The organism is Streptomyces sp. NPDC047917 (assembly GCF_043204345.1).
GTDB classification, from domain to species: domain Bacteria; phylum Actinomycetota; class Actinomycetes; order Streptomycetales; family Streptomycetaceae; genus Streptomyces; species Streptomyces sanglieri.
Map to the genome: position 1 here is coordinate 320075 of NZ_JBIDCA010000011.1, position 13542 is coordinate 333616.

At 71.9% G+C, this 13542-nt stretch carries 11 protein-coding genes; 3 read left to right on the forward strand and 8 right to left on the reverse strand.

Annotated features, from left to right (window positions below):
* Positions 1 to 22: 22 nt before the first annotated feature.
* Entirely contained in the window at positions 23 to 1870 is a 1848-nt protein-coding gene (gene asnB, locus ACGF8B_RS27375; protein WP_392743609.1) for an asparagine synthase (glutamine-hydrolyzing), read from the reverse strand.
* Positions 1871 to 2224: 354 nt separating this feature from the next.
* On the opposite strand from asnB, the gene ACGF8B_RS27380 reads away from it, so the two are divergent.
* Both ACGF8B_RS27380 and ACGF8B_RS27385 read left to right on the forward strand, forming a co-directional pair.
* Complete coding sequence (locus tag ACGF8B_RS27380) at positions 2225 to 3181, forward strand: ATP-binding cassette domain-containing protein (RefSeq protein ID WP_392743612.1); 957 nt, start codon at positions 2225 to 2227, stop codon at positions 3179 to 3181.
* Positions 3178 to 4701 carry an ABC transporter permease gene (locus ACGF8B_RS27385; protein ID WP_392743614.1) on the forward strand — a complete coding sequence of 508 codons (1524 nt, stop codon included), beginning with the start codon at positions 3178 to 3180 and terminating at the stop codon, positions 4699 to 4701. Before ACGF8B_RS27380 ends, ACGF8B_RS27385 begins: the two co-directional genes overlap by 4 nt.
* Here ACGF8B_RS27385 and ACGF8B_RS27390 read toward each other — a convergent pair.
* Complete coding sequence (locus ACGF8B_RS27390) at positions 4670 to 5233, reverse strand: GNAT family N-acetyltransferase (RefSeq protein WP_384770187.1); 564 nt, start codon at positions 5231 to 5233, stop codon at positions 4670 to 4672. The genes ACGF8B_RS27385 and ACGF8B_RS27390 overlap by 32 nt on opposite strands.
* A gap of 9 nt (positions 5234 to 5242) precedes the next feature.
* Positions 5243 to 5770, reverse strand: coding sequence for a hypothetical protein (locus tag ACGF8B_RS27395; RefSeq protein WP_392743617.1), 528 nt, complete (start codon positions 5768 to 5770; stop codon positions 5243 to 5245).
* Here ACGF8B_RS27395 and ACGF8B_RS27400 point away from each other — a divergent pair.
* A complete protein-coding gene (locus tag ACGF8B_RS27400; RefSeq protein ID WP_392743620.1) occupies positions 5754 to 6224 on the forward strand; it encodes a substrate-binding domain-containing protein in 471 nt (156 codons plus the stop codon). The genes ACGF8B_RS27395 and ACGF8B_RS27400 overlap by 17 nt on opposite strands.
* A gap of 72 nt (positions 6225 to 6296) precedes the next feature.
* On the opposite strand, the gene ACGF8B_RS27405 is transcribed toward ACGF8B_RS27400, so the two are convergent.
* From ACGF8B_RS27405 to ACGF8B_RS27425, 5 genes are all read right to left on the reverse strand, one after another.
* Positions 6297 to 8117, reverse strand: a complete 1821-nt coding sequence (locus tag ACGF8B_RS27405) for a CocE/NonD family hydrolase (protein ID WP_392743623.1) — start codon at positions 8115 to 8117, stop codon at positions 6297 to 6299.
* 127 nt (positions 8118 to 8244) lie between these two features.
* Entirely contained in the window at positions 8245 to 9189 is a 945-nt protein-coding gene (locus ACGF8B_RS27410; RefSeq protein WP_392743626.1) for an LD-carboxypeptidase, read from the reverse strand.
* Positions 9186 to 11165 carry a prolyl oligopeptidase family serine peptidase gene (locus ACGF8B_RS27415; protein ID WP_392743629.1) on the reverse strand — a complete coding sequence of 660 codons (1980 nt, stop codon included), beginning with the start codon at positions 11163 to 11165 and terminating at the stop codon, positions 9186 to 9188. Before ACGF8B_RS27415 ends, ACGF8B_RS27410 begins: the two co-directional genes overlap by 4 nt.
* A 21-nt stretch (positions 11166 to 11186) precedes the next feature.
* The gene (locus ACGF8B_RS27420) at positions 11187 to 12539 is read right to left on the reverse strand and encodes a M20/M25/M40 family metallo-hydrolase (protein WP_392743632.1); all 1353 of its coding nucleotides are present in this window, start codon (positions 12537 to 12539) and stop codon (positions 11187 to 11189) included.
* Positions 12532 to 13365, reverse strand: coding sequence for a M55 family metallopeptidase (locus tag ACGF8B_RS27425; RefSeq protein WP_392743634.1), 834 nt, complete (start codon positions 13363 to 13365; stop codon positions 12532 to 12534). Before ACGF8B_RS27425 ends, ACGF8B_RS27420 begins: the two co-directional genes overlap by 8 nt.
* Between the last annotated feature and the right edge of the window lie 177 nt (positions 13366 to 13542).

Consider the following 13542-nt stretch of genomic DNA (forward strand, 5'->3'; position numbering starts at 1 on the left):
GCCCGTGCCCGGGGCGGGCCGCTCAGCCGAGGATCAGCTCGGGTTCGTACAGGTCCAGCCAGGTGGCGAGGTCCAGGGTGCGTTCCAGGCCGCGGCGGGACGCCGAGGTGACCTGGGGCGCGTGGTGGTCGGCGGCCCGGCGGAGCCGGTCGCGGTCGACGAGCTCGAAGACCCGGTGGTCCGGGCGGGCGAGCAGCTCGCGGGCGTACCCCTGCAGGGCCATGGCGTACTTGGGATCCTGGGTCGACGGATAGGGGCTCTTGGTCCGGTCGTACACCGACCGGGGCAGCACATCGGCGGTGGCCTCGCGCAGCAGGCTCTTCTCCCTGCCGTCGAAGGACTTGAGGGCCCAGGGCGCGTTGTAGACGTACTCGACGAGCCGGTGGTCGCAGAACGGCACCCGGACCTCCAGGCCGACCGCCATGCTCGCCCGGTCCTTGCGGTCGAGCAGGACGCGTACGAAGCGGGTCAGGTGGAGGTGACAGATCCTGCGCATGCGGTACTCGAAGTCGCTCTCGCCGGTGAGCCGTTCGATGCCGGCGACGGCGGTCTCATAGCTGCTGCGAACGTAGCCCGGCAGGTCGAGGGCCCGGCCGAGGTCCTCCCGGAGCACGTCCGAGTCCTCGCCGAAGTGCTCGGCCATCCGGACCAGCCAGGGGAAGGTGTCGGCGGTCCGGGCCTGCTCGTCGAAGAACTGGAGGTAGCCGCCGAAGACCTCGTCGGCGGACTCGCCGGACAGCGCGACGGTCGAGTGTTCGCGGATGGCCCGGAAGAGCAGGTAGAGCGAGGCGTCCATGTCCCCGAGGCCCATGGGGAGGTCCCGGGCGCGGATCATCCGGGCCCGTACCTCCGGGTCGGCGAGGGTGTCGGGGTCGAGCACGATGTCCCGGTGCAGGGTGCCCGACCGTTGGGCCACATCGTGCACGAACGGGGTGTCGGGGGTGGTGCGCAGCTCGTCGGCGATGAAGTGCTCGGTGCGTCCCACGAAGTCGACGGCGAAGGTGCGGACCTTCTCGCCGCTCTCGGCGAGCTGCCCGGCGGAGAGCGCGGTGACGGCCGAGGAGTCGAGTCCGCCGGAGAGCAGGATGCAGCGGGGTACGTCGGAGACCAGCTGGCGGCGGACGATGTCGTCGAGCAGTGACCGTACGGTGGCGATCGTGGTGTCCCGGTCGTCGGTGTGCGGGCGGGTCTCCAGCCGCCAGTAGACGTGCCGGCGCAGCCCGCCTCGGTCCACGGTGACGACCGTGCCGGGCTCCACCTCGTGCATGCCGTCCCATACGGCATGGCCCGGGGTCTTGACCATGGTGAACAGTTCCCGCAGCCCGTCCAGGGTCACCCGGGGCCGGGCCAGCGGGTTGGCGAGGATGGCCTTGGGCTCCGAGCCGAAGAGCACACCGTCGGGTGTCGGCCAGTAGTAGAAGGGCTTGACGCCCATCCGGTCCCGGATCATGACGAGCCGGCCGTGACGGCCGTCCCAGAGCGCGAAGGCGTACATGCCGTTGAGCCGCTCGGCGAGGGCCTCGCCCCACTCCAGGTAGCCGCGCAGCACGACCTCGGTGTCCGATTCGGTGGTGAACCGGTGCCCGCGGGCGGTCAGTTCGCCGCGAAGCTCGGTGAAGTTGTAGGCCTCGCCGGAGTAGACGAGGGCGACCGGTCCCTCGGGGGTGTCGACGGTCATGGGCTGACGCCCGCCGGGCAGGTCGATGATCGCGAGCCGCCGGTGCCCGAGCGCGGCGTTCCCGTCGGTCCAGGTCCCCCGGTCGTCGGGGCCCCGGCAGGCCATGGTCTCCGTCATCGCGTCCAGCGTCGCGGCCGCCTCCGCCGCCCGTAGATCACGGTCGAAGGAGACCCAGCCGGTGATGCCACACATATCCGTCCTCCCGATCCGGTCCCGCCCGGCAGAACCAGTTGTACTTAGCAGCTATATGACGAGCGTCTGCCTGCGCTTGCGTACGGTCAACACGGTCGTTACCTGGACGGCGGCAAGGCCCCCATACTTTCGGCCGCAGTTTTCCGGTTCCTGTACGTGTCACCGCGCTCCGGAACCCGTGCGGGAGCAGCCCGTGGGCCCCGCGGGGGTACCGGAATCGGCCATCGGCAAAGACTTGCCCAACCCGGTGGGCCGGTGGGGTGGACCGGGCCGGTCGGCAGACGCCCCGATACGGCGGCCGGCTCGGGGCGCGGGTTGACCCTGACGCAGGGGCAACCTCCGAGCATGGTCGGCATGACGACGAGAACCAGTGCGATAGAGGTCATGGGGCTGCGCAAGTCGTACGGCGACCGGGAGGTGATCGCCGGAGTCGACCTGACCGTCCCCGAAGGCGCCGTCTACGCCCTGCTGGGGCCCAACGGGGCCGGCAAGACCACCACGGTACGGATCCTCTCCACCCTGCTTCCCGCGGACGCCGGTGAGGTTCGGATCGCCGGGTACGACGTACACCGCGAGGCCGACCAGGTGCGCGCGTCGATCGGAGTGACCGGGCAGTTCTCCGCCGTGGACGGCTTGCTGACCGGGCGGGAGAACCTGCGGCTGATGGCCGACCTCGGCCACCTCGACCGGCGCCGCGCGAAGGCCGCGGCCGAGCAACTGCTGGAGCGGTTCGACCTGGCCGATGCCGCCGACCGGCGGGCGGCGACGTACTCCGGCGGCATGAGGCGGCGGCTGGACCTGGCGATGACGCTGGTGTCCGGGCCGCGGCTGATCTTCCTCGACGAACCGACCACCGGCCTCGACCCGCGCAGCCGCCGGGATCTGTGGGAGATCGTGCGGGAGCTGGTGGCCGACGGGGTCACCGTGTTCCTCACCACCCAGTACCTGGAGGAGGCCGACCGGCTCGCCGACCGGATCGGTGTGCTCGACGGGGGTCGGCTGGTGGCCGAGGGCACCGCGGCCGAGCTGAAGCGGCTGGTTCCCGGCGGTCGCATCGAGCTCCAGGTCGCAGGCGGCGAGCGGGTGGCCGAGCTGGCGCGCCGGCTGCCCGGAGCGAGCCCCGATGCCGCGGCCCTGACCGTGACGCTGCCGCACGACAGCAGTCCCACCGCGCTGCGACGGCTGCTGGAGAGGATCGACGACGACGCGATCACCGGGCTCGCCGTGCATACCCCGGACCTGGATGACGTGTTCCTGGCTCTCACCGGCCGCCCCACCACGGACGGTTCGCCCGAAGAGGTGCCGGCATGAGCTCCGCCGGGTATGCCCTCCGCGACTCGGTGACCATGCTGCGTCGCAATGTGAAGCACATGGCGCGCTATCCGTCGCAGACGCTGATGCTGATCGGCCTGCCGCTGCTGTTCCTGCTGCTGTTCGTCTACGTCTTCGGCGACACCATGGGCGCCGGTCTGCCAGGAGCGCCGGAGGGCGGCCGTGGCGACTATCTGGCGTTCATCACCCCCGGGATCCTGACGATGACGGTGGCAAGCGTGTCCATCGGCACCGCCGTCTCGGTCGCCACCGACATGACCGACGGGATCATCGACCGGTTCCGGACCATGGCCATCGCCCGGGTCTCGGTACTCACCGGCCATATGCTCGGCGCGATGATCCAGACCGCACTGGCACTCGCAACGGTCTTCGGCGCGGCGTTCCTGCTCGGTCTGGAAACGTCGGCGTCGGCGGCGCAGTGGTCGGGCCTGGCCGGTCTGCTCGCGCTGCTGTCCTTGGCGATGACCTGGTTCGCCGTGGCTCTGGGGCTGGCCGCCCCGAACCCGGAGACCGCGAGCAACTGGCCGATGATCTTCATACTGCTGCCGTTCGTGGGCAGCGGGTTCGTGCCGGCCGAGTCGATGCCGACCGGGCTGCGGTGGTTCGCCCAGCACCAGCCGTTCACGCCGGTCATGGACGCCGCCGGGGGCCTGCTGGGCGGATCGCCGGACGGTTCGGACACACTGTGGGCCGTCGGCTGGTGTGACGCCAAAGGCCTGCTGCCGGAGCCGGAGCGGGACCACTCCGGCTATCGGCGGTACGGCGCCGGTGCCGTGGTCGAACTGATCAGGATCCGGACCCTCGCCGGGGCAGGGGTTCCACTGGCACGCGTGCGGGAGTTGCTGCAGGCCGACGAGGCGGAGTTCGCCGCGGCGGTCGCGGACATCGACGAGCGGCTGCGGGCGGAAATCCGGGAGCGGCAGCGGCATCGTGAGCGGATCGCCCGCCTCGCCTCCGGCGACAGCCTGGCGCTGCCGCCGGAGGTGGTCGAGTTCCTCGACCGGCTGCGGTCGCTCGGGGTCGACGAACGGATCGTCGAGGTCGAACGCGACGGCTGGATCCCGCTGGCCGCGCGCTCGCCCGGGCGAATCCCGGAGTGGGTGGCCCGAAAACGGCAGCAGATCGCCGAGCCGCAACTCATCGATTTCTACCTCACCCTGGGCCGGGCTCTCGACCGGACCGACGATGACCCGCGGTTGGCCGAACTGGCCGACAAGCTGGCCGACTACATCACGCGGATGGCCGACGAGCAGGGCGAGGACTACGTCGACGACGCCGACATCGAGCCGTTGTTCGCCCAGCTGATGGATGCGCTGGCGTTCGACACCGCGCCGCCGGCCCGGCGGCTGATCGAGCTGATGAAGGAGCGGGGCTGGACCGGCTGGACCAGGCTTGAGCGCGTGGATCCCACACGGGCTGTGAACGACACCGCCGCGCGCCGTTCCCATGACCGGCGGAACCACGGGGTCAGGGCTTCCCGCCCACCATCTCGGCCGTGACGGCCCACCGCTCGTGGTCGCGCCAGGCTCCGTCGATGAGGAGGAAGTCCGGCGAGAACCCTTCGAGGCGGAAACCGGCCCGGCGGACGAGGGCGAGCGAGCCCTCGTTGCCGGGCTGGATGTTGGCTTCGAGGCGGTGCAGGCCGAGCGGGCCGAAGGCGTACCGCAGGACCAGGTCCAGGCCCTCGGCCATCAGGCCGCGGCCCGCCGCGTGGGCGAAGGCGCCGTAGCCGAGGGCGCCGCAGCGGAACGCGCCGATGACGATGTTGTTGATGTTGATGAACCCCGCGATTCCGCCTGCGGGCCCGCTGCCGTCGCCGCGCTCGCAGACCAGGAAGCCCGCCTTCGTGGGGTCGTCGATCAGTCGTCCCGCGTAGGCGGCGTACGTGCGGGCGTCGGTGGGCGGGAAGAGCCAGGGGCTGTGCAGCTCCCGGCTCTCCCGGGCCCGGGTGGTGAACTCCTCGGCATCGGCGGGGGTGTAGGCGCGGATCGCCACCCGGCGTCCCTCGGCCAGATTGTGGATCTCGGACATCCGGCGAGCCTAGCGGCTGGAGTCCTCCCGGGGCAGCGGCACCAGGGCCACCGCGACCTCGCCGGTCGACGGGTCGCCGTGGTTGTGGAGGACGGCGGTGCCGTCCGGCGTGAACACCGGGTGCGGGTGCCTCGGGTGCCGGTCGGCCGCCGTCCGGGCCAGCAGGGTCCGGGCGCCGGTGGCGATGTCGACGAGCACCACGTCGGAGACCTGTCCGGCGTTCTGCCAGCCCCGGCCCGGGGCGTCCAGGGGCCCGGAGGTGTCGACGACGGCCCGGCGTCCGTCGCGGCTGATGTCGCAGTGCCAGTCGCGTTCGCCCGCGCTGACCAGGCGGGCCGGGCGGCCGTCCGGGTGGAGTGCGTACAGGCCGCGCGGGCCCGCCCCGCTCTCGCCGTACGCGCACACCAGGGCGCCCAGGTCGTGGAACATCCAGCGTTCGTGGCCCACGGCGAGCGTTCCCCCTTCCAAGCCGGGGCCGAGATCCTTCGCCACGCTCTGGGACGAGACCGACGTCACCAGCGTGACGGAGCGGCTCACCGGGCACGTCCAGGCGCTGCGGAAGCACGGCATCCTGGTCTCGCCGGAGCTCACCGCCCTGACGACCTATCACCGGCTCCCCGACGACCGCCGACTGGCGATGCTCACGGCCTTCCTCGACCGCCCGGAGCCGCCCACCGTGCTGCTCTGCGCCAACGGCCACACCCTGGCGCACGCCGCCCGGGACCTGTCCGTCCTCGGTCTGGAGGTGCCCGGTCAGATCGAGCTGGCCGGCATGGACGACGCCGGTCCCTTCGACCTGCTCCCGCTGACGGTGGCCGCCGCCCGGCTCCCCTCCGGGGAGATGGGCCGCCGGGCCATGGAGATGCTCGCCCGGCGCATCCGGAACCCGGACGGTCCGCACGAGGTGCGGCACATCCTGCTGCCCGTAGGTATCCGCACGCGTGACTCCGCGCAGGCGTATCTGCGGGTGGTCGGCGCCGGACGTGCGTGAGGGACCGGGCCGGCTCACGGTCGGCCCGATCCCTTGCGCGAAGTGCCGGTGCCCCTCCCGGTACGAACGGCTCTAGCCGTCGACCACCGGAAGCTCCAGCACGCCGGTGTCCTGCGGGGCGCTGACCACCGTGACCGGCTTGATCCCCCGGTTGCCCGCGTACGCGCTGTCGCTGGCCGCGATCACGAACTCCAGCCGGTGGCCCGCTTCGTACCGGTGGACGATGCCCGGCAGTTGCACGGTGAACGAGCGCGTGACGTCCGGCACCCGCACCGGGGCGACCAAACGGTTCACGAGCGTCCGGCTGCCGTCCGGGGCGACGTCGTAGACCTTGGCGAACAGGACGAGCCGGTCGGCGGCGTCGCCGCTGTTCTGGACCCGCTCCGTCTTCGGCGAGACGACCTTCAGGGTGGCCTTCGGCGCGCCGACCACGTCGAGGGGCGAGGTCAGCGGGGCGCTGCTCCAGCCGAGGTAGGTGCCCTTGGTGTCATAGGGCTTGGGGTCGGGCAGCCCGAGCAGTCCGGCGAGCGAGTTCTCCGAATGGCTCGTGGGGACCAGCCAGTTGACGTACTGGCGACTGCCCCGGGCCACCTCGGACCGGTTGTCGACGAGCTTTCCGTCGCCGGACAGGTACAGCTTCCGTGAGAGGGCGGGCACGGAGTCCGCGGTGCCGTAACCGCTCCGCCAGTCGCGGTAGTAGGCGAAGTCGGGCCCGGTGTCGGTGTTCGTCCGGTGCCGGAGGTAGCGGTCGAACCAGGCGAGGACGCGCTGTCCGACGTAACTGGTCTCCAGGTTGCCCTTGCCCAGGTCGAGTTCGCCGGGCACCTGTCCGCCGCTGTGGCCCCAGGCCTGCCAGATCATCTTGGTGGTGGTGCCCTGTGCCTTGAGGGTCTCGTACGTGGCGGTGGCCTCGTTCAGGTTGAACAGGCTGTCGGCCTGGCCCTGGACGAGCAGGGTGGGTGCCTTGACCTTGCCGAGGTGGTCGACGGGGGACACGCTGCGCGCGTAGTCGAGCATTTCCGTGGTCCGGTCGGCCGGGAAGCGGCCGGAGTTGAGCAGCCGGATGGTGTCGCAGGCCCGGGTCGCGAAGTGCAGACAGGTGAGGTTGTTGAAGCGGGACGGGTCGAGGCTCGCGTTGAGGATCGTCTGCCCCTCCCCCATGAGGTAGAAGCCGTTGGTCCACTGCCACTTGAACACCCCGGCGGTGTCGGACGAGACACCCTTGCGGGTTCCGGCGTTGTTCGGGGCGAGCGCGTACGCGAGGTCGTTCCAGGTGATCAGCGGCACGAGAGCGTCCACGCGCCGGTCGACGGCGGCGGTGGCCATCTGGATGGCACCGCCGTACGAGCCGCCGATCATGCCGACCCGGGGGTCGCCCGCGCCGTCCCCGGTGACGTAGTCGGCCTTCGTGCCGTCGTCGGCGGCGCGGGTTCCGGCGAGGAAGTCGATGAGACCGGCGGCTGCCCGGCCGTCGATGGCCGGGTCGTCGAGGGTGATCAGGCAGCCCGACTTGCCGAAGCCGAGTCCGGAGTAGACGAGGCCGACGTAGCCGCGGGACGCGAAGGCCTTGCCGATGGCGTCGGTCGTGCCGTCCGACTTGCTGCCGCCGAAGCCGTTGGTGGCGAGCACGGCGGGGGCCGGATGCTGGGCGTCGACCCCGGCGGGGCGGTACAGATCGGCGTCCACGGTGCAGGAACGGCCACCCGCCTGGAGGGTGAACTTCAGTGGCGTGACCGTGTACGGGGACGGTTCGGCCGCGGTCGCGCGGGCCGCACCGGTGAGGACCAGCGGTGCGGCGAGCGCGGCTCCGGCCACGTACGCGGCCGACTTCCGGGTGAGCGTCCGGTACCCGGACCGGGGGCGGGAAACAGCACGCGACACGAAGACCTCCACACCGAGGGCGACTTACCAACCGGTAAGTAACGGACCGCGCTCATGCTGTGACACGCGTCATAGCGATGTCAACGCCGGCAGGGGTGTTTCGTGAACGTTGCTCAACTTCTTTACCGTCCGGGCCCGTTCAGAGCAGCGCCGGCACCTCGGCCGTCAGGGTGGCGGGGCCGCCGTCGGCCGGGGCGTCCAGTACGGCCGGTACGCCGAGCGGGACGGTGAGCGCGGTCGGGCCGTGCCCGAAGCCCAGCTCCTCGACGACGGGTACGCCCAGCGGTCCCAGCCGGTCGGCGAGCACGGCCCGCACCTCCTCGTAGGGGCCGCAGCCCGCCCAGGAACCGCAGGCCACTCCCGCGATCCCGTCGAGCGCCCCGGCCCGCAGCAGCTGGGTGAGGATGCGGTCGACGGCGTAGGGGTCCTCGGTGGTGTCCTCGATCACCAGCAGCCCGCCCCGGGCCGATGCCCTCGCGTGCGGGGTGCCGAGTTCGGCGGCGAGCAGGCTCACACAGCCGCCGTAGGTGATCCCGCGGGCCCGGCCGGGGACCAGTGCCCGTGCCGTGGGCAGGCCGAGGGTGCGTACCGAGTCGGGCTCGAACAGGGTGGCCCGCAGGGACTCCTGGGTGTCCGGGTCCTTGAGGAAGGTCTCGGTGCCGGCCATCGGGCCGTGCAGCGTGGCGATTCCCATGCGCTGCGCGAACGCCTCGTGGAGCACGGTGATGTCGCTGTAGCCGACGAACACCTTGGGTCCGGCCGCGCGCATCGCCGCCCAGTCGACCAGGTCGACCATCCGCTGGACGCCGTACCCGCCCCGGGCGCAGATCACCGCGTCCACCGCCGGGTCGCACCAGGCCTCCTGGAGATCCCTGGCCCTCGCCCCGTCCGTGCCGCCGAGGTAGGCCAGCTCCGGGTGGACGTCGCGGGCGTGCGGGGCCTCGACGGGGTCCAGGCCCCAGCCGCGCAGGATGTCCAGGCCCGCGTCGAGGCGGTCGGCGGGCACCGGCCCGCTCGGTGACACGACGGCGACCCGGGCCCCGGGGCGCAGCCGGGCCGGGCGGGTCAGTGGTGCGAGGGTCACTTCTTCAGCTCCAGCCGCGGCACGTCGGTCCGCTCGATCCCGAAGGTCTGGGCGTACAGGGAGAGTTCCGCCTCCAGGGCGCGGATCATGGTGCCGGCGCGCCGGAACCCGTGTCCCTCGCCCTCGAAGGTGAGGTAGGCGTGCGGGATGCCGCGTCCGTCGAGCGCGGCCAGGAACCGTTCGCACTGGACGGGCGGGCAGATCGGGTCGTCCAGCCCCTGGAGCAGCAGGAAGGGGGTGGTCAGCCGGTCGGTGCGGCTGACCGGCGAACGGTCGCGGTAGCGCTGCGGGACTTCGGCGAGCGGGCCCACCAGGGACTCCAGGTACCGCGACTCGAAGTCGTGGGTCTCGTCGGTTCCCCAGCCGGTCAGGTCGAGGATGGGGTAGATGATCGTCCCGCAGGCGTAGACATCGGTGCCGGTCAGTGAGGCGGCGGTGGTCCAGCCGCCGGCGCTGCCGCCCCGGATGGCGAGCCGTCGCCGGTCGGCGGTGCCCTCGTCGGCCAGCGCCGCGGCGACGGCCGCGCAGTCCTCGACGTCGACGACGCCCCACTGTTCGCGCAGCCGGTTGCGGTAGGTCCTGCCGTAGCCGGTGGATCCGCCGTAGTTGACCTCGGCGACGCCGATGCCGCGCGAGGTGAAGTAGGCGATCTCCAGGTCGAGTACGAGTGCGGCGTGCCCGGTGGGGCCGCCGTGCGCCCAGACGACGTAGGGCGGGCGCTCGTCCTCGGGGCCGGTCCGGTCGGGGTTGCGGGGCGGATAGACGTGGGCGTGGATCTCGCGCCCGTCGGGCCCGCTGAAGGTGCGTTCCTCGGGGTGCGGGTAGTACGCGGGATCGACGGCGTCCTCGTGCGGTGACCCGATGACCCGGGTGCGGCCGGTCGCGGTGTCCAGCTCCACCACCTCGTAGGAGCTGTGCGGGCTCGCGGCGACGCCGATGACCCGGCTGCCGTGCACGGCGAGCGTCTCGGCCCATTCGGTCCAGGGCCCGGCGACGTCCACGAGTTCGCCGGTCTGCGGGTCGAGGATGCCGAGCGTGGTGGTGCCCTTGCCGTGGATGGTGGCGATCAGGCCGTTGTCCAGTGGCCGGAACCAGCTGAGCCCGATCTTCCAGAGCGGTCCGGCGAACTCCTGCTCGCGGGGGCAGAGCGGGATCGCGCCCCGGTCCGGGTCGGCCCGGTAGAGGTTCCACCAGCCGCTGTGGTCGCCGGCCAGGAGCAGGTGTCCGTCGGCGTCCCACTCGATCTGCGGCACCGACTCCTCGGGGCCGCCGGCGAAGGAGCGGGGGCGGTGGAAGGTGCCGTCCCCGGCGACGTCCGCGAGCATCACCTCGGTGCCGTCCCACGGCATCCGGGGGTGGTCCCAGGCGATCCAGGCCGCCTGCCGTCCGTCGGGCGAGAGTTTGGGGCCGGTGACGAACCGGCTGCTGTCGTCGGTGAGTTCGCGGACCGCGCTGCGGTCGTCGGCCGCCGAGCCGTCCAGGGGTACGGCGGCGATCACCCGGCGCAGGTCGGTGGGGCCCTCGCCGGTGAACTCCTCCAGGACGCACCAGACTTCGCCCCGGTCCGGGTGGAGCTGCGGATCGGCCCAGCGCAGCCCGCCGGCGGTGGCCGGGGCCGGGGTGAGCGGTACGGGTTCACCGGGCCCGTCGGGGGCGTAGGCGTACAGCCGCTGGTCGGCGAAGTGGACGAAGACGATGAGCGGGCCGCCCTCGGTCCGCGCGGTCCCGGCCCAGGGCACTCCGCCGTACTCGATGACCCTGCTCCGTACGTTCCACGGGGCGGGCAGCACACTGCCGGTGCTCCCGTCCGCCCGGCGGCGGACCAGGGCGCGGCGGCCGGCCTCGGCCGGGCGCGGCTCGGTCCACCACACCTCCTCGCCGACGGTGCCGACGTACTCCGGGCGTCCGTCGTGGGAGGCGGCGAGCGCGGCGTCGATCGGTGACGGCCAGGTTCCGTGGGCCCCGGTGGGCAGCATGATCGTTTCCCCCTGTAGCGGTCAGGCAGTACGCAGGTAGTGGTCGAGGACCCGGACGCCGAAGTGCAGGGCCTCGACGGGTACGCGTTCGTCGACGCCGTGGAACAGCGCCTGGTAGTCGAAGCCGGCGGGCAGCTTCAGTGGTGAGAAGCCGTAGCCGGTGATGCCCAGCCGGGAGAACTGCTTGGCGTCGGTGCCGCCCGACATGCAGTACGGGACGACGTGGCCGGCCGGGTCGAAGCGTTCGATCGCGGCGCGCAGTTTCGCGAAGGTCGGCGAGTCGACCGGGGCCTGGAGCGGGACCTCGCGGTGGTGGAACTCCCAGTCGACGTCGGGGCCGGTCAGCCGGTCCAGGGTGGCGTGGAACTCGTCCTCGCCGCCGGGCACCATCCGGCCGTCGATGAAGGCGGTGGCGTGGCCCGGGATCACATTGACCTTGTACCCGGCCTCCAGCATGGTCGGGTTGGAGCTGTTGCGGACGGTCGGCGCGACCAGGTCGGCGGCGGGGCCGAGCTTGCCGAGCAGTTCGTCGACGTCGAAGCCGGGGGCGTCCAGGTCGGGGCGTATGCCGTGCAGTGCGGCGATCTCGGTGAGCGCGGCGCGGACCGTCGGGGTGAGCCGGACGGGCCATTCGTGCTCGCCGATCCGGGCGACGGCCGCGGCGAGCGCGCTGACCGCGTTGTCCCTGTTGACCTTGGAGCCGTGCCCGGCCTTGCCGTGTGCGGTGAGCTTCAGCCATCCGGTGCCGCGCTCGCCCGCGGCGATCGGGTAGAGCGGCAGGTCCGGTCCGGCGTGGAAGGTGAAGGCGCCGGATTCGCTGATGCCCTCCGTGCAGCCCTCGAAGAGTTCGGCGTGCCGGTCGGCGAGGAAGCCGGAGCCGTCGTCGGCGCTGGCCTCCTCGTCGGCGGTGTACGCGATCACGATGTCCCGGCGGGGCCGGACGCCGGCCCGTGCCCAGGCGCGTACGACGGCCAGGACCATCGCGTCCATGTTCTTCATGTCGATGGCGCCGCGCCCCCAGACGACGCCGTCGCGGACCTCGCCGGAGAAGGGGTGCACGGACCAGTCGGCGGCCTCGGCGGGGACCACGTCCAGGTGGCCGTGGACGAGCAGGGCGTCGGCGGACGGGTCGGTGCCTGGAATCCGGGCGACCACATTGGTACGTCCGGGGGTCCGCTCCAGCATCGTGGGTTCCAGCCCCGCGCCGGCCAGCCGTTCGGCGACGTACTCGGCGGCCGGGCGTTCGCGGCAGTCGCCGCCGCCGCGGTTGGTCGTGTCGATCCGGATCAGTTCGGAGGTGAACGTCACCGATTCGTCGAGGGCCTGCCGGTCGACGCCGTCGGCACTCTCCGGGGGGCGGGTCGCCTCAGCCATATTGTTCCTCCACGGCGGACGACACGATCGTCGTCACCGCCTTGAACGTGCGGATTCCTTCGTACATCGTCGCGCTGGTGTAGGCGACGCGCCGTTCGCCGCCCGGCGCCACGCCGGGGACGACGGTGGCCGCCTGGGCCAGGTGTTCGGCGTCGAACTCCAGCTCCACGGTGAAGGGGCCGCCCTCCACCGGTGTGTGCCGCACGGCGAGCGCGGTGGCGTCCTCGGCCGCGGCCCGGATGTCGGCGGCGGTACGGGCCGGGGTGCGGCACACCGCCGCGTACCGCGACACGTAGTCCTTGACGGCGACCTTGCGGGCGCGGGGTGCGTACCCCTCGGCGTCCACGCAGGTCAGGTCGTCGCCGGTGACGAGGACGACGGGCACCCCGTACTCGGCCACGACGTGCGCGTTGAGCAGTCCCTCGCTCGCCCGGACGCCGTTGAGCCAGACCCCGGTGATGGAGTTGGCGAGATAGGTGTGCGCGAGCACGCCCTCCGCGCCGGCACCCGTGTGGTAGCCGACGAACGCGATGGCGTCGACGTCGCCGTGCTGGATTCCCTCGACCATGGAGAGGGACTTGTGTCTGCCGGTGAGCATCTGGACGCGGTCGTCGAGCTGCTCCAGCAGGAGGTTGCGCATCGACCAGTGGGCCTCGTTGACGAGGACCTCGTCGGCGCCGCCGTCGTAGAAGCCGAGCGCCGCCGCGTTCACGTCGGAGGTGAACATGGAACGGCACCGCTCCCACTGGGGAGTGCCCGGCAGCACATCACCCGGCCAGGTCACACCGGTGGCGCCTTCCATGTCCGCGCTGATCAGGATCTTCATGCCGGGTCACGCTACGCGCCCGAGAACCGCCAGGCCAGAGCCTCGGAGACGTTCAATGGTCCAGTCCTCCGAAGAGAGTGCGACGCACACCCCGAACAGCCGCAACACGGACATCCCACCGGGGCGGCCCCCCGGCCCGCCTTGACACCCTCTCCTGCGTCAGACCATGATTCCATT